Source organism: Azospirillum baldaniorum, assembly GCF_003119195.2.
Lineage (GTDB): Bacteria > Pseudomonadota > Alphaproteobacteria > Azospirillales > Azospirillaceae > Azospirillum > Azospirillum baldaniorum.
Map to the genome: position 1 here is coordinate 433,876 of NZ_CP022255.1, position 16,049 is coordinate 449,924.

Below are 16,049 nucleotides of genomic sequence, written 5' to 3' on the forward strand. Positions count from 1 at the left end.
CGGATGAGCGACAGCCGGTCGCGCACCTGATACCAGCCTTGAGGGCGTCGGCGGACCTGGGTTGGTTCCCGTTTCCCGAACACATTCAGCCCGGCCTTTTCGCAGCAACGCCCGGCAAACATGTTCAGAAAACAGCGCCGCTACTCATGGTCACCGACCGGCGGCATGGAGACCACCATATCGACCCAAATGCTTCCGCCCGTGGTCATGTGGTCGTGCATGTGCCGGCGCGCGGCCTCGCCGTCCCCTTCCAGGATCGCTTTCACGAAACGGTCGTGCTCGGTGTAGGACTTCAAAGGGCGCGCGGTGTGCTGGAACGGATACTGGCGGTAGATGCGCAAGCGGCTGCGAATGAGTTTCGCCTGGTGCTCCAGATGCTCGTTCCGGCTTCCGGCGTAGATCAACTCATGCAGTTCGCGATTGAGATTGTCGTAGGCCTCGATGTCGCTGGCCTCGGCGGCGGCGCGGCTCGCCTCGTGCACTTCCAGAAGACGCTTGCGCCCGGCGATTCCCATGCGGCGGGCGGCAAGGCTGGCGGCCAGGGATTCCAGTTCGACCAGAACCTCCATCATGCCGACGAGTTGCTTGGCGGACATCCGCAATACGGAGGCGCCGGCTCCCGGCTTTATCGTGACCAGTCCGCTCGAGCCAAGCTGGGACAGCACCTCGCGCACCGGCGTCCGTGACACGCCGAACCGTTCGGCCAAAGCTCGTTCGTCCAGGCGGTCGCCGGGCGCGATGATCCCGCCCAGAATTTCCTGTTCGAGCACCTGCCGCATTTCCGTTACGCGGCTTGGCTTTTCCGCCTGCATGGCATGATCCGTTGGCAAATCGGGATCGGTCAACGGTATCGCGTCCGCTGATCGGCGTCAATGTCATGGTATGCCAAAACTCGGTTTTGGTCGACCGAACAGCCGCGGGCGGCGGTGAAATCAGGCCATGGCGAAGCATAGTGGACCCTTATCCAACAGGGGATTTTGGCCCTTCCCAACGCGCAAAGGCACACAGGAAACCGCCGTCACTCATTGCGGGGCCTGCCAACCATAAGCGTGCCAAACTTTCCATGTTGCATTCCATTATCACTCTCTGGTATGCATGAACTCACTCATGGTTCTTTAGAAAACCAAAGGCGGTATCCATAGGGCCGCGCCGTCGCCAATGACGGCACCTGGGAGGAAACGATGAACGGGACGCCACGGGGGCAATCGGACGGGCCGGCGACAGCCCCCCAACTGACCATGGACGACACGGTGGGCACCATCCGGCTCAACCGCCCGCTCCAGCACAATCGGATCGACGTGGCGGACATCGCCATTCTGGAGGAACAAATCGCGGCGGCCGAAGCGAACCCGTCCGTTCGCGTGCTGGTGCTGACCGCAACGGGGCCGAGCTTCTCGTCCGGGTACGACCTGAGCGCGGCCCAGTCTTCCCAGCGCGGCGGCTCGGACGGCCAGGACGGGGAGAACGCCTTTGCACGGTTGTGCGATCGCGTCGAAGCGGTCCGTGTCCCGACGATCTGCGCCCTCAACGGCAGCGTCTATGGCGGCTCCACCGATCTGGCGCTCGCCTGCGACTTCCGCATCGGCGTGACCGGAATGCGCATGCGCATGCCGGCCGGGCAGCTTGGCATACACTTCTACCCCGGCGGCCTTCGCCGCTACGTGTCGCGGCTTGGCCTCAACGCGGCCAAGCGCTTGTTCCTCACGGCGGAAACGATCGCCGGCGACGCCCTGCTGAGCATCGGCTTCCTGGACCGGATCGTCGCTCCCGACGACCTCCCGGCCGCCGTGGACGAACTGGCCGGACGCATCACCGCCTGCGCGCCGCAGGCCATCGCCGGCATGAAACGCGCGCTCAACGACATCGCCCGCGGCGAGCTGGATGATCGGGCGGCGGAAGCGGCCTTCGCCGCGAGCCTGCGGTCGGACGAGTTCGCCAACGCCCTGAAGGTCTGGTCGCAGCGCCGGGCGTCCTGACCGCCTCCGCTCCCCGGCGCGCGCCGGATCGGCACACCAGCCGCATTCGGCCGGCCCCATTCGAAACCGGCCCCATTCAAAAAGAGACCGTCCATGACCGACCAGAACCTGGTTCTGAACACGACCCCCCATGCCCTCGCACGCGAGCTGTCGGGTTTGCTGCTGATCGGCGGCGAACTCCGGCCGGCGGCCACGGGAAAGACCTTCGACGTCGTAAACCCCGCGACGGGCGACGTGATCGCCACGGCGGCGGACGGCGGCGAGCGGGACGTCGACGCCGCCGTCCGCGCGGCGGTCGCGGCGCAAGGCGCCTGGGCTCGCCTTTCGGCGCGCGAGCGGGGCCGGCTGCTGGTCGAATGCGGGCGCCGTCTGGTCGGCCATGCCGAGGAGATCGGGCGCCTGCTCGCCCTGGAGACGGGCAAGGCCATCCGCACCGAAAGCCGGGTCGAGGCGTCGCTGGTGGCGGACACCCTGACCTTCTATGGCGGGCTCGCGTCCGAGCTGAAGGGCGAAACCGTTCCCTTCCACCCGAAGATGCTGACCTTCACCCAGCGCGAGCCGATCGGCGTCGTCGGCGCCATCATTCCGTGGAACGTGCCGCTGTACCTGATGGCGCTCAAGATCGCGCCGGCGCTGGTCGCCGGAAACGCGGTCATCGTCAAATCCGCCGAGGAGGCGCCGCTGGCGGCCCTGCGCGTCATCCAGGTCATGAACCAGCTGCTGCCGCCGGGTGTCCTCAACATCCTGTCGGGTGACGGCCCCGGATGCGGCGCCCCCCTGGTCACCCATCCGGGGGTCGGCAAGGTGACCTTCACCGGTTCGGTGGAGACGGGAAAGATCATTTCGCATCTGGCGGCCGACAAGCTGATCCCCGTCACCCTCGAGCTGGGTGGCAAAAGCCCGATGATCGTGATGGGCGACGCCGATCTCGACAAGGCCATCGACGGCGCCGTGGCGGGCATGCGCTTCACACGGCAAGGCCAGAGCTGCACCGCCTCCTCGCGCATCTTCGTCCACGAGAGCCTTCACGACGCCTTCATCGACAAACTGAAGGCGAAGGTCGACGCCATGACCATGGGCGACCCGCTGGACGAGGCGACGGACATCGGCACCATCATCTCGCCGCAGCAGTTCGAGCGGGTGCAGTCCTACATCGCGCTTGGCGAGACGACGGCGGGCGCTATCGCCCATCGGTGCTCGGCCCTGCCGACGGACGAGCGGTTGGCGCGCGGCCTGTTCGTGCAGCCCGTCCTCTTCACCGGCCTTGCCAACGATCACCGGCTGGCCCGCGAGGAAATCTTCGGACCGGTCACCTGCGTGATCGCCTTCCGCGACTACGAGGACGCGTTGGCCATGGCCAACGACAGCGATTTCGGTCTCGCCGCGACCATCTGGACGCGCGACCTGCGCACCGCCCTCGACGCGACCCGGCGGCTCCAGGCCGGCTTCGTGCAGGTCAACCAGAACCTCGTGGTTCAGCCGGGTCTGTCCTACGGCGGCTTCAAGCAGTCCGGCCTTGGAAAAGAAGCATCCCTCGAAGCGATGCTCGATCACTTCACGCACAAGAAGACGGTCATCATCAACATGGACTGATCAAGAGTTCACCAAAAAAAGGGAGGAAACAAGAATGCGTACGTCCTTCATCGCCGCGCTTCTGGCCACGACGACCTTGGCGGCCGGAACGGCCCAGGCCGCCGAGGTCATCCGGATCGGCGTTCTGAACGATCAGTCGGGCCTGTACAGCGAATTCGGCGGCGCCGGTTCGGTCGAGGCGGCGAGACTGGCCGTCGAGGATTTCGGCGGCCAGGTTCTGGGCAAGAAGATCGAGATCCTGTCGGCGGACCACCAGAACAAGCCCGACATCGGGCTGGCGAAGGCCCGCGAATGGTTCGACACCCAGGGCGTTCATGCCATCGCCGACCTGACCAATTCGGCCATCGCCCTCGGGGTCCAGAACCTCGCCCGCGAACGCGGGAAGATCACCCTGGCCACCGGTCCGGGGACGACGCGCCTCACCAACGAAGACTGCTCGCCCAACGGCTTCCACTGGATGTGGGACACCTATTCCCAGGCGGTCGGAACCGCCCGTGCCGTGGTCCAGGACGGCGGCAAGGACTGGTTCATGCTGACCGCCGACTATGCCTTCGGTCATCAGATGGCCGCCGACATCGACAGGACGGTCAAGGAGAACGGCGGCAAGGTACTGGGGCAGGTCAGGCACCCGCTCGGCAACAGCGATTTCTCGTCCTTCCTTCTTCAGGCGCAGGCGTCCAAGGCCGCGATCATCGGGCTCGCCAACGGCGGGACGGACACCACCAACGCGGTCAAGCAGGCGGCGGAGTTCGGCATCACCAGCAGCGGCCAGAAGCTCGTCGGGCTGGCCGTCCTGATCAGCGACGTGCACGCGCTCGGCCTTGAAAACGCCAAGGGGCTGATCGCGACCACGGCCTACTACTGGGATCGCGACGAGGGCAGCCGCAAGCTGGGTGAGCGCTTCGAGGCGCGCATGAAGCGCAAGCCCAACATGGTCCAGGCCGGCGTGTACTCGGCGGTGACGCACTATCTCAAGGCGATGCAGGCGGCCGGCACCGACGACGGCACCGTGGTCGCCGCCAAGATGCGGGAACTTCCGGTCGACGATCTCATCACCAAGGGCGGCAAGGTCCGCGAGGACGGCCGGGTCATCCGCGACATGTACCTGATCGAGGTCAAGACTCCGGCCGAGTCCAAGGGACCCTGGGATTACTACAAGGTCCAGCGCACCATCCCCGGTGATCAGGCGGCGATCCCCTTGAGCGAAAGCAAATGCTCCCTGGTCAAGAAGTGACCCACTGAGAGACTCTTCCGGAGGAAAATCATGGCGCGGATTGCTTTCATCGGACTCGGCAACATGGGCCGTCCCATGTGCGATAACCTGACCAAGGCCGGGCACGACGTCGTCGGGTACGACGTCGTGCCCGCGGCGCGCGACGCCTACGCCGCCGCCGGCGGCCGCGTGGCTTCCACGCTGGCCGAAGCGCTGGCCGATGCCGACACCGTCATCAGCATGATCCCGACGGGAAAGCATGTGCGGGCCGCTTACGAGGATGAGGGCGGCGTGCTGGCGCACGCCCGTCCGGGCACGATGCTGATCGACTGCTCCACCATCGACGTGGAGAGCGCGCGGGCGGTCAGCAAGGCGGCGGCCGATGCCGGTTTCGTCATGGTGGACGCCCCGGTGTCCGGCGCGGTCCCGGCGGCGCAGGCCGGGACCCTGACCTTCATGGTCGGCGGCACCGCCGAGGGCTTCGAGCGCGCCCGTCCCGTGCTGACCGCCATGGGACCCAAGATCTTCCATGTCGGCGCATCCGGGAACGGCGTGGCCCTGAAGATCTGCAACAACATGATGGCGGGCATGAGCATGGTCGCCATCAGCGAGGTGTTCGCCCTGGCCGAGAAGCTCGGGCTCGACCACCAGACGGTCTACGATGTCATGACCGTGTCCTCGGGCAATTGCTGGGCCTTGCAGAGCTATTGCCCGGTTCCGGGGCCGGTTCCGGCATCGCCGGCCAACCGCGACTACCAGCCGGGCTTCGCGGCGGCGATGATGCTGAAGGACATGCGCCTGTCCCAGAACGCGGCCGCCACCAGCGGCGCGGCCACGCCGCTCGCCGGCAGCGCCGCCGCGCTCTACCAGATGCTTGTGGAGCACGGTCACGGAAACAAGGATTTCAGCGCCGTCTTCGCCCTGATCACCGGACGGCTGACATCGGCGTGATGCCGTCGAGCGTAAGTCCTGACTTACCCTCGACGGTAAGGGCCGCGACGGCGGCCCCGCAGGCTCATGCCTGCGAAGGCAAGCGGCCGGACGGCCGCGCCCGCCGTCTGAGGGCAAGCGCAAAGCCTGACGTGTCAGGCTTTGCGCTTGATTGAATGAAAGGAAAACCGAGCATGGTTCATGCGATCCGCGTCCACCAGCCCGGTGGTCCCGAAGCCCTGGTCTGGGAGGAGGTGGCCGTGCCGCCGCCCGGCCCGGGGGAGGCCCTGGTCCGCCACACGGCGATCGGCGTCAACCTCATCGACACCTATCACCGCTCGGCCCTCTCCGGGCAGTACGCGATCCCGCGGCCGGCCGTGCTGGGCGTGGAGGGCGCCGGCGTCGTCGAGGCGGTCGGCCCCGGCGTCACCGATGTGGCGCCCGGCGACCGCGTCGCCTATTGGATGCTGCTCGGCGCCTACGCCGAGCGGCGCATCGTTCCCACGCACCGCCTGGTGAAACTGCCGGACACGGTGTCGGACGAGGTGGCCGCCGCCGCGATGGTCAAGGGGACGACGGCGCAGTATCTGCTGCATCGCGTTCACCCGGTCAAGGCGGGGGAAACCCTTCTCGTGCACGCCGCGGCGGGCGGCGTCGGCCAGATGCTGTGCCAGTGGGCGCACGCTTTGGGAGCGACGGTGATCGGCACGGTCGGCTCGCCGGAAAAGGCGGCCGTCGCCCGGTGCGCCGGCTGCGATCACGTCATCCTCTACCGCGAGGAGGATTTCGCCGCGCGCGTCCGCGACATCACCGACGGTCGCGGTGTCGACGTGGTCTATGATTCCGTCGGGCAGGACACCTTCATGGCGTCGCTGGACTGTCTGAAGCCCTTCGGCCTGATGGTCAGCTTCGGGCAGGCGAGCGGCCCGGTGCCGCCCTTGGATATCAGCATGCTGGCGCAAAAGGGCTCGATCTTCCTCGCCAAGCCGACGCTGGCCACGGTCACCCGCAGCCGCGACGACATCGAGACCCTGGCCGGCGGGCTGTTCGAGGCCCTGGCCTCGGGCCGGGTCCAGGTCGGCATCGCCCACCGGGCGCCGCTCACCGACGCCGCATCGGTGCACCGCGACCTGGAAGCCCGCCGCACGACGGGATCGATCGTGCTCATTCCCTGAAGCGAATCGTCCTCCGCCTCGGAATCACATGGCCCGCATCGCGGCGACAGGAACACCGGAATGACGCACAATCTCTACAGCCTGCTTTTGAAACCCGGAGCGGCGTCCGACGCGCGGGTGGCCCTGCGAACCGACACGGGGCGAACCGACACGGAACGGACATGGACCTACGCGGACCTGCGGCGGACCGCCGGACGCATGGCGCATGTCCTTCACGAGGCCGGCGTCGGTCCGGGAAACCGGGTCGCCGTGCAGGTGGCGAAGTCGCCCGAGGCGGTGTGTCTTTATCTCGCCGTCCTGCAACTCGGGGCGGTCTACCTGCCACTCAACACGGCCTACACGCTGGCCGAACTGCGCTACTTTCTCGACGACGCGGAACCCACGGTGTTCGTCGGACAGACTCCGGTCGTCGGCGATCTGGTGCCGCCGGCCGGGTGCCGAACCTTCACGCTCGATCCGGACGGCGAAGGAACGGTGATGGAGGCGTGCCGTGGACGGCCGCCCTGGGAGCGTGTCGCCGAGGTCGGCCCCGACGATGTGGCGGCGATCCTCTACACCTCCGGAACGACGGGGCGCCCCAAGGGCGCCATGATCTCCCACGGCAATCTGGCCTTTGGCACCCGCACGCTGAACGCGCTTTGGGGCATCTCCGAAGCCGATGTGCTGCTGCATGCACTGCCCATTTTCCACGCACACGGCCTGTTCATCGCCTTGAACTCGATGCTGTATGCGGGCGCGTCCTGTGTTTTCCTTCCCAAATTCACGGCCGACGCCGCGATCGAGCATCTGCCGAACAGCACCGTGTTCATGGGGGTCCCGACGCTCTACACGCGCCTCCTGGCCGATCCGCGGCTCGCACGGGAGCGGTGCGGGAGCATGCGCCTGTTCACCTGTGGCTCGGCTCCTCTGTCACGGGAAATCTTCGAGGCGTTCGAGGCCCGCACGGGCCATCGGATCCTTGAACGCTACGGCATGACGGAAACCACGATCATCGCCTCCAACCCCCTCGACGGCGAGCGTCTGCCCGGCACGGTCGGCTACCCCCTGCCCGGGCTGGAGGTCCGGGTTGTGAACGCCACCGGACAGCCGCAGCCTGCGGGCACGGTCGGCGGCCTCGAACTGCGCGGTCCGAACGTGTTCAAGGGCTATTGGCGGATGCCGGAGAAAACGGCGGCGGAATTCCGGCCGGACGGCTTCTTCATGACGGGAGATCTGGCGCGCGCCGCCCCGGACGGCCGTCTCACGCTGGTCAGCCGCGCGAAGGAACTCATCATTTCCGGCGGCTACAATGTCTATCCGCGCGAGGTCGAGATCGTGCTCAATCGCATCGAGGGGGTGGGCGAGACCGCGGTCTTCGGCGTTCCCCACCCCGATTTCGGCGAGGGCGTGGTGGCCGTCGTCGAGCGCCGACCGGGCAGCGAGCCGCTCGATCCGGCCTCCATTCTCGCACAGGCGGCGCGCGAACTCGCCGGATACAAGCTGCCCAAGGCCGTGATCGTCCAGGATGCCCTGCCCCGGAACGCCATGGGAAAGATCTTAAAGAACGAACTCAGTTCGCAGCACAAGGACGTGTTCAGGAAGCGAGACGCAACCGGTTGAGGTGTCGGTGCACGACGGCAAAGGGCCGTAGCGAACCGCGCCGGCGACGCCAAGCGATCCCCGAGGCTCCGCTGATGCCGTTGTCGATAGCCTCGGGCCGTGGCGGCCTGACCCAGACCAAATGGCCTCCGGAAAATCCGAAGCGGTTCACTTTCATGCCGTCGCGACGAAGCGGCGTGAACGATGTTCTGACGGGAAAGGAGAAAGCACCATGAAGCCCCAGCGGTCCGCACCCCGGCCCTCGTCACCCTTCGCGCGCCCCGACGGGTCCTGCCTCGGTCGCCTTCCGGACGAGGAGGACGAGCCCGTGCCCGCCGCGCCGGCGGAACCTGAGGACACCCCCGTCCCGCCCACCGAGCCGATGAATCCGGCTTGATGCGGCTCGGAACACCGGCGCACGTTGGCCGCGACCGACCCGCTGCTGAACCTAAACCTGCGGCGATGATGCGTGTTCATCCACGCCGCCAAGCGCCTCGTCCCCATGGCGGTAAGCCCGTGCAAGGGCGACGTCCTGTGCCGGCGTGAGCACGGCGTCGACGGCGCCGAGCAGTGCGGTCTCTTCCTTTTGAATGTGCAGAACGAGGCCCTCGATCAGCTGCTGCCCGACATGGCGGAAGACCGGCCAGCTTTCCTCATCGAACCCCTCACGCAGAGCCAGGGCGCACAGCCGGGCGATCCGACGGACGAGCGGGCGCAGGGCTTCATGGTCGGTCGACAGGTCGGCCGTCATCTCGTAAGCGCCGGCGGCGGCGATGGGCGGGAAGAGCCACTGCTCTTCCAGGAGGAAATGCCGTTCGAGGTCCTGGCCCAGTTCCTTGCCGATGGTGGCGAGCAGACCGCGACCGTCCGCGTCGAGATGCGGGATGTCGTCCTCCCCGGTGCGCTCCAGGTAGGCTTCGAACGCGTTCAGAAGGTCGATGGTCCGGTGATGATCGTCGTGCAGGAGTTGGCCGGTCTTGCTGTCGGTGTGCATGTTCGAAGCCGTTTGAAAGGAGGTCACGCGTCGGGTCGGCCATTCCAGGCGGCAAGCCTGACCAGCCGAGGATCGCTGGCGTGGTCCACCAGCATGCGCCGGACCCGCTTTTGCCACAGGATGCGGAACTGTGCCGCTTCGTCCGGGGATGCCGCTTGGGACAACAGGCGCTGAAGAAGGCCGGGCATCGCCGGATCGACCGGCACGACGCCGCTGTCGAGCGTCGCCTGCACGCCCGCTCCCGTGTCCATGCGGACGAAGGCCATCGTCCCTTGAATGCCGACACCGAAGGACAGGAGGTTCCGGCGGTCGAAGCGTCCAGCGATGCCCTTGAAGCCGGTGTTTTCCGTCGCTCCGGTCAGCAGCGTGGCGACGCTTGCCATCACGCCGGCCACACCGTCGTCGGCGGCCTCGCGAACAGACACCGCGACGGCCCCGCGCTCGGGCACCTCATCGGGATACAGACGTTCCAGTGACCGTACGGTCATCAGGTAAGCGCCCGCGACGGTCGGGCAGGAATGGCCGGCCAGCCGCACCGCATCGGCATAGCCGTACTCAAGCAGGCCGTCCTCGGCCGCGCCGAGGAACGCGCTGAGCGGATCGAACACGACGAGCCGCGGCGCCGCATCATAGAAGGATGGAAAGGTCATGACCGGATCGTGCCACGATGATGCAAGAGCCTCTTTGTCCTCGCGCAAACGGAACGGCCAAGCACCGGCGGCAAACGGGAAATGCCCAACGGAGGAAGGCAGGGTCTCACCCCCACCCTCCCCGTGAGCATCCCACCGGGGTAGGATCAATGCTTCATCTCGCCGAGCTGCTTGCGGGAGTCGCCGCTCTTGTCGAGGATGATGCTGTCGTCCGCCTTGCCATCGACCTCCAGAATGCCGATGAGCCCCTTGGTGGCGCGGCTCAGAGCGTGGTCGACCAAGGCGTACTTGCCCGGATAGTCGACCTTGAACTCCACCATCGTCGCCCCGCCGGGCGCCACCGAGACCGTCTGCACGTTTTTCAGCGGCGGCGTGTCCAGGTCACCCAGGTTGTGGACGCGATCGAAGATCTCGCCGATGACATGGAACGACGAGGTGAAGTTCGGCCCGCCGACACCGAACCAGATGCGCACGGTTTCGCCCACACTGGCCTTCAGCGGCTTGTCCTTCACCAGCCCACCCACGGCGCCGTTGAACACCAGATAGCCGGGCTTCTCGTTGACCAAGCCGTCATAGTCGTCCTCCGCGGCCGGCAGGTTCTTCGCCTTGGTGGCGTAGATTTCCTGCTGCATCACATAGAATTCCTTGTCGACCTTCGGCAGGCCGCCTTCGGGCTCCACCACAATCAGGCCGAACATGCCCTTGGCGATGTGCTGGGCGACCATCGGCGTGGCGCAGTGATAGACGTAGACGCCCGGCGCCATCGCCTTGAACGAGAATTCCTTGGTCTGGCCCGGCTCCGCCTGGGTGATCTGTCCGCCGCCAAGGAAACCGGTGGCCGCGTGGAAATCAATGGAATGGTTCATGATCGATCCGGGCGCGTTCGTCATGGACACGTTCACCGTGTCGCCGACACGGACGCGGACCATCGGGCCGGGGACCTTGTTGTTGAACGTCCAGTAGGTGTAGGTCGTGCCGTCATCCAGTCTGGCTTCGACCTCGGTCGTGGTCAGCACGACGTTGTGGGTCTTGGGGGCGCGCTTGCCCGCCGCTTCCGGCGCCGGGACCGCCGCGGGGTCTTGGACAATGTCGACCGCCGGCTCCTTGACCTTCGGTTCGGCGTACAGCGTGGTGGCCGATGCGGCGCCGATCCCCGACAGGGCGATGAGGGCGGCGGCGCTGACGGTGGCGAGGAAGGTCTTGGTTTTCATGATGCAATCCAGGGCGAGTGTTGCTTCCGAAACCAACGTCCCAGATTTCACACCCCAATTACTTGACGACCGTCAAGAATTTGAACAAAGAGAAACGCTCTGACTTTTTGTATTTTGCTTGTTTTTGTCACAATTTCAATAAACTGCCTGTGAGAGTGAGGAAGTGACCGGGGCGTATGGCTTGCAGAGAGTTGCGAAACACCACGTCCCGCCTGCCGCCACAGCCGGGGCGGCGACCAACCCAGCGAATGCCCAGGGATGCTGTCACGGCGACGCCTTCGCCAAAGGCTGCATCGAGGCGCAGCTTCGCATTCATGACCGCGTCGTCGTTCTCCGCCAAGCCGAGACCTGTTGAGGCGCCCGATGGTCGCCGACTACACGGTGGTCGGCTCCTGGCGACGCCAGAGGCGTGTCAGTAATCCCGATCCGGATGATCGGACCAGTCGCCCAGATTCATCACGGCGACAGCCATCGCCACACCACCGAACGTTCCGCACACCGAGCCGAAGAGCAGGATGAAACCGATCAGCCAGTATTCGGAGCCAAGGAGCAGTGTACGGAGGCTGGCGACATCCAGCGCGAGAAGGCCGAGACAAACGACAACCCCGGCCACCACCCCGATCGCGAGGTGGGTCAAGAGGAACGCCACCAGATTATGCTTTCGCAAGAAAGCAAAGCGCCGTGTACTTCGAGGCATGCTTTTGACTCCCTGCAAACCAATGCGCCTGACGGCAAGAAAACGACGGAAATGCGCCGCGCCTTTGAAGTGCCCTTGGAATGAACCGGCGCACGCCTTGCAAACTCATGCGGCAAGCAATTCATCCGTTGGGCCGAAAAACTCGTACTGGATGTTGCCCAATGGCACGCCCCGGCCGGCGAGGCCACCGACCATAGCGCGCAGGAACGGTCGAGGGCCACACAGACAGCAGGCCGCCTCCTGCGTCGGCGTGTTGGTCACGATCCAATCCATGCTGATGAAACCTCGTTCATCGCAGTCGCGCCCAGAGCGGGAACCGTGGCCCTGACGATGTCGATGGTTCGGTTGCTGAGAGCCTTCGCCATGAATTGTCTCCGTGCTGCCATGGCGATTCAACCCTCCGCCAATTCAACCGGTTCCGGCAGTTTCCCCGGAACCGGGCCGACCTCCAAAGGTTGCGATCGCACAGGCATCGGCAGCCGACGGCGCTGTAGTTCCTGCTGCGGAGGCGGCTTCCATGCGCTATATTTCGGTCTACGAAGCGCTCGTCCGCTTCTTCACGCCAAGGACTCTTGGTGTGACGAACCGCCTGGGAACCGTGGCTGATGCCCGCTGCCGACACCGATGCCCTGCAACCGTCCGCCCTGCGCGACGCCGACCATCTGACCGCGATCATCGATCTCAACGAGCGCCTGTTCTTCGCCCGTGACCTGCCGGCCGTGGTTTCCATCCTCCGGACGGCCGCGCGCCGCCTGACCGGCGCCGACGGCGTCACCATCGTGCTGCGCGACGGCGACCTGTGCCATTACGTCGAGGAGGACGCGATCAGTCCGCTGTGGAAGGGGCAGCGGTTTCCCATGGGCACGTGCATCTCGGGCTGGGCCATGCTGACCGGACAACCGGCGGTCATTCCGGACATCTACGCCGATCCGCGCATTCCACACGAAGCCTATCGCCCCACCTTCGTGCGGAGCCTCGTGATGGTGCCGGTCGGCGCGCCTGATCCCATCGCCGCCATCGGTGCGTATTGGGCGACGCGGCACACGCCCGACGCGGGCACCGTCACCCTCCTGCTGGCAATCGCCCGATCGGCCGCCCTGGCGCTGTCGAACGTCCGCCTGCTTGAATCGTTGCAGGAGGCGGCCGAAGCCGCACGGGCACAGGCCAGGGAAGTGGGGCGGGCCAACGCGGCGCGCACCCGGCTCCTTGCGACGTTGAGCCATGACCTGCGCCAACCGGTCCATGCCCTGACCCTCGCCACCCACGCCCTGTCGTCCCGGGTCACACCCCGCGGGGAAATCTACGTGTCGACGATGAAGCACTGCCTGGGCGTGGTGAAGCGACTGATGGATGGCGTGCAGGATCTGGTGGGGATGGACGACGGCACGATCGCCGTCCGGATCGAAGACGTCCCATTGGACGATCTGATGACGCACGCCACGGCGACGTTCCAGCTGGCCGCCGAAGCCAAGGGGCTCGACTGGCGCATGGAAGGGAGTGGCAGCGGGGTGACGGTGCGCACGGACCGGCTGATTGCGTCGCGCATCCTTCACAACCTCGTCGACAACGCCATCAAATACACCGACCACGGGGAAATCCGGATCGTGTGCCGCACTGCCGATGACAGGGTGTGGCTCGACGTCTGCGATACCGGCCGAGGCATCCCGGAGAGTTCCCTGGCCGACATTTTCGAAGAGTTCTACCGCATCGAAGCCGGAAATGAGGTCGTTGGCCTGGGCCTTGGCCTGTTCATCGTGAAGACGCTGGCGGATCACCTCGGCTATCCGATCACGGTGGAGTCCCGCCCAGGGGCGGGAACAACGATCAGCGTCGCCCTGCCATTGGCTGGTTCCGTCGCACGTCCATAGGCGGGTGAGCGAGAGCCCTCGCCCGAGGGGACACCGCGGCCGGCGTCAGCGGCCGGCCACGAGCCCGTTCGAGGGGGTATCGCGGAACTGCTGCTGGATGGCCGCGATGGCGCTCATGTCCGTGAGCAGCGCCGCGACGCAATCCGGATCGAACTTCCGGCCCGCCTGCTCCCGGAGGAAAGCCGCCGCGGCCTCGTTCGTCCACGCTCCCTTGTAGGGACGCTCCGACGTCAGCGCGTCGAACACGTCGGCGACCGCGACAATGCGGGCTTCCAATGGAATGGCCGCGCCGGAAAGGCCGTTGGGATAGCCGGAGCCGTCAAAGGCCTCATGGTGACAGGCCACCACATTGCGCAAAATGGCGGCGTGCGGCAGGGCACCAAGGCCGTGGTCGTGAATCATCGCGTTGATGATGTCCAAGCCCTTGGTCACGTGCGTTTTCATGACCTCGAACTCGTCCGGCGACAGCTTGCCGGGCTTCAGCAGGATGCTGTCCGGCACCGCCACCTTGCCGACATCGTGCAGGGGGGCGTACTGGAGCACGTACTCGATGAACTCGTCAGACAGGCCGTGCTTCGATGCGATTCCCGCTGCGACAAGCTGGGCGTAGCGGCTCATGCGGTTGAGATGAGCACCGGTCTCCTCGTCACGGTAGTGGCTGACCTCGAGCGCCGTGTGCACAGCCGCCAGCATGGCGCGCGTGCTGGTCATCTCCGACGCGACGAGCACGCCGATGACCCGCCGATACGGGATGAGTGCCGACACGATGGATTCGGTGAAGAAGCCCTCCTTCCTTGAGTTCAAGAAAAGGAAGCCATAGAGATCGCCCTGCCAGTGAATACGGCTCACGTAGCGTGAGCGGAAGCCCTGCTTGAGCAACCGGCCTCCCGGGCCGGTGGAACCGGGGGCCGACGTGATCGCGTTGTCAATCCACGGGCGTCCCGTCTCGGCGACCGTCTGCAGAAGAGGATAATCGCACAGCCTGCCGGAGAGGGGATCGAGGGGCCGTGGGCCGACGTTGCTGTGGACGAACGTCCGGACCCGCTCACCCCGGGCATCGTAGGTCGCCACGGCGATCCGGTGCAGATGCTCCAATCCCGGCCATTCGCGGATCTCGTCATGCAACGACTTGAGCCGTTCCTCAAGGCCTCCGCTCTGCTCCATCCAAGGATCTTCGCCGAACCCGCAGGCGAGACTGCCTGCTCTCACTTGCCGTACCTGGTTCAAAGAACAACTCCTGGATGGTGTAAGCTATAAGGCAACTATTCGCCGAGCCAGCAATGGGTGTATCGCGCTATCTTTTCACTGCATGTGTGTAACGGGGCGCCTGAAGACGCGGAACTCCATGGGACGACCGTCACCTTCAAGGGCATTCGTTGGCGTTGATTTGCGTCAAATCCCTCAACAAATATGTGCAGAGGGTTATGGAACCGGACCAGAGGTTGAAGGCTGGACTCCTTTGTTTCCGGAAAGCGCTTGGCGGCACGGCCGATCGGCGTGCCCTTGCCGTGCTCAAACCGAAGGCGTTGCCACAGCGGCGTGATGCGACCAGGATGGCTTTTGCCGAACCCGATGCGGTTCCAACCAACCCGGCGACAGCGCCCCCCAGGTGGTGGCGCTTGCCGTTCTGCTGGTGCTGGGCACGCTGGTTCCGGTGATCGCTCCGAAGCGGCTGTGTCGGGCTGCGCCGCGCGTTTGGCGGTAGGGTGGAGAGCGAAAGGGCGGAGGGCGTCGGACCGACCGACAGCGTCCGGCTGGCAGGGCCGGACAGCGGATTGATCCTCGACAGCGTGCAGGATCAGGCCAATAAAAACGGTAAAATAGTGTTGTTTATCCAGAAATCACACTTTCTATGGAAGACGGGAGCGGGATCGCCTATCCTTGCGGCACAGCCTTCCGTTTCCATCGCCAGCCGGGTGTATCCAGCATGCTCGACATCGGAAGAAAGTTGCAGGATCTGCGCGAGGCGCACGGCCTGTCGCAGCGCGCCCTGGCGCGCCGGGCCGGCATCAGCAACGCCCTGATCTCGTTGATCGAGAAGGAGAAGACCAGCCCGTCCGTCGCGTCGCTGAAGAAGATCCTCGACAGCTTCCCCGTCGAATTGTCCGACTTCTTCGCGCCGCGCCCGGAAGGACCTCCAAAGACCGGCGCGCCGCGGGAGTAG

General features: G+C 65.7%; 16 protein-coding genes. 8 read left to right on the forward strand and 8 right to left on the reverse strand.

Going from position 1 to position 16,049, the window contains the following annotated elements; translation table 11 throughout:
• Positions 1–140: 140 nt before the first annotated feature.
• Positions 141–845 (reverse strand): GntR family transcriptional regulator, encoded by a 705-nt coding sequence (locus Sp245p_RS24245; protein ID WP_129557219.1) that lies wholly within the window; start codon positions 843–845, stop codon positions 141–143.
• A 336-nt stretch (positions 846–1,181) separates the two neighbouring features.
• Between Sp245p_RS24245 and Sp245p_RS24250 the strand changes: the two genes are divergently transcribed.
• The 6 genes from Sp245p_RS24250 (at position 1,182) to Sp245p_RS24275 (ending at position 8,486) form a co-directional block, all read left to right on the forward strand.
• Positions 1,182–1,976 carry an enoyl-CoA hydratase/isomerase family protein gene (locus Sp245p_RS24250; protein ID WP_014198956.1) on the forward strand — a complete coding sequence of 265 codons (795 nt, stop codon included), beginning with the start codon at positions 1,182–1,184 and terminating at the stop codon, positions 1,974–1,976.
• Positions 1,977–2,069: 93 nt separating this feature from the next.
• A complete protein-coding gene (locus tag Sp245p_RS24255; RefSeq protein WP_014198955.1) occupies positions 2,070–3,569 on the forward strand; it encodes an aldehyde dehydrogenase family protein in 1,500 nt (499 codons plus the stop codon).
• 34 nt (positions 3,570–3,603) lie between these two features.
• The gene (locus Sp245p_RS24260; protein WP_014198954.1) at positions 3,604–4,803 is read left to right on the forward strand and encodes an ABC transporter substrate-binding protein; all 1,200 of its coding nucleotides are present in this window, start codon (positions 3,604–3,606) and stop codon (positions 4,801–4,803) included.
• Between the two features lie 30 nt (positions 4,804–4,833).
• Positions 4,834–5,733: a 3-hydroxyisobutyrate dehydrogenase gene (gene mmsB / locus Sp245p_RS24265; protein WP_014198953.1), complete on the forward strand. Its 900-nt coding sequence runs from the start codon at positions 4,834–4,836 to the stop codon at positions 5,731–5,733.
• A gap of 173 nt (positions 5,734–5,906) precedes the next feature.
• Positions 5,907–6,887 carry a quinone oxidoreductase family protein gene (locus tag Sp245p_RS24270; RefSeq protein WP_014198952.1) on the forward strand — a complete coding sequence of 327 codons (981 nt, stop codon included), beginning with the start codon at positions 5,907–5,909 and terminating at the stop codon, positions 6,885–6,887.
• A 60-nt stretch (positions 6,888–6,947) separates the two neighbouring features.
• Positions 6,948–8,486 (forward strand): AMP-binding protein, encoded by a 1,539-nt coding sequence (locus Sp245p_RS24275; protein ID WP_014198951.1) that lies wholly within the window; start codon positions 6,948–6,950, stop codon positions 8,484–8,486.
• Positions 8,487–8,913: 427 nt separating this feature from the next.
• On the opposite strand, the gene Sp245p_RS24280 is transcribed toward Sp245p_RS24275, so the two are convergent.
• From Sp245p_RS24280 to Sp245p_RS24305, 6 genes are all read right to left on the reverse strand, one after another.
• Positions 8,914–9,459 (reverse strand): hemerythrin domain-containing protein, encoded by a 546-nt coding sequence (locus Sp245p_RS24280; RefSeq protein ID WP_014198949.1) that lies wholly within the window; start codon positions 9,457–9,459, stop codon positions 8,914–8,916.
• A 23-nt stretch (positions 9,460–9,482) separates the two neighbouring features.
• The gene (locus Sp245p_RS24285) at positions 9,483–10,109 is read right to left on the reverse strand and encodes an FmdE family protein (protein ID WP_014198948.1); all 627 of its coding nucleotides are present in this window, start codon (positions 10,107–10,109) and stop codon (positions 9,483–9,485) included.
• A gap of 146 nt (positions 10,110–10,255) precedes the next feature.
• Positions 10,256–11,320 (reverse strand): copper-containing nitrite reductase, encoded by a 1,065-nt coding sequence (nirK, locus tag Sp245p_RS24290; RefSeq protein ID WP_014198947.1) that lies wholly within the window; start codon positions 11,318–11,320, stop codon positions 10,256–10,258.
• 127 nt (positions 11,321–11,447) lie between these two features.
• Positions 11,448–11,636, reverse strand: a complete 189-nt coding sequence (locus Sp245p_RS24295) for a hypothetical protein (RefSeq protein ID WP_129557220.1) — start codon at positions 11,634–11,636, stop codon at positions 11,448–11,450.
• A gap of 96 nt (positions 11,637–11,732) precedes the next feature.
• Positions 11,733–11,957, reverse strand: coding sequence for a hypothetical protein (locus Sp245p_RS24300; protein ID WP_244947860.1), 225 nt, complete (start codon positions 11,955–11,957; stop codon positions 11,733–11,735).
• Positions 11,958–12,122: 165 nt separating this feature from the next.
• A complete protein-coding gene (locus tag Sp245p_RS24305) occupies positions 12,123–12,290 on the reverse strand; it encodes a hypothetical protein (protein ID WP_186466856.1) in 168 nt (55 codons plus the stop codon).
• 332 nt (positions 12,291–12,622) lie between these two features.
• On the opposite strand from Sp245p_RS24305, the gene Sp245p_RS24310 reads away from it, so the two are divergent.
• Positions 12,623–13,885 (forward strand): sensor histidine kinase, encoded by a 1,263-nt coding sequence (locus Sp245p_RS24310; RefSeq protein WP_014198942.1) that lies wholly within the window; start codon positions 12,623–12,625, stop codon positions 13,883–13,885.
• Between the two features lie 45 nt (positions 13,886–13,930).
• Here Sp245p_RS24310 and Sp245p_RS24315 read toward each other — a convergent pair whose 3' ends face one another.
• Complete coding sequence (locus tag Sp245p_RS24315) at positions 13,931–15,049, reverse strand: HD-GYP domain-containing protein (protein ID WP_014198941.1); 1,119 nt, start codon at positions 15,047–15,049, stop codon at positions 13,931–13,933.
• A 763-nt stretch (positions 15,050–15,812) separates the two neighbouring features.
• Between Sp245p_RS24315 and Sp245p_RS24320 the strand changes: the two genes are divergently transcribed.
• Entirely contained in the window at positions 15,813–16,049 is a 237-nt protein-coding gene (locus Sp245p_RS24320; protein ID WP_014198939.1) for a helix-turn-helix domain-containing protein, read from the forward strand.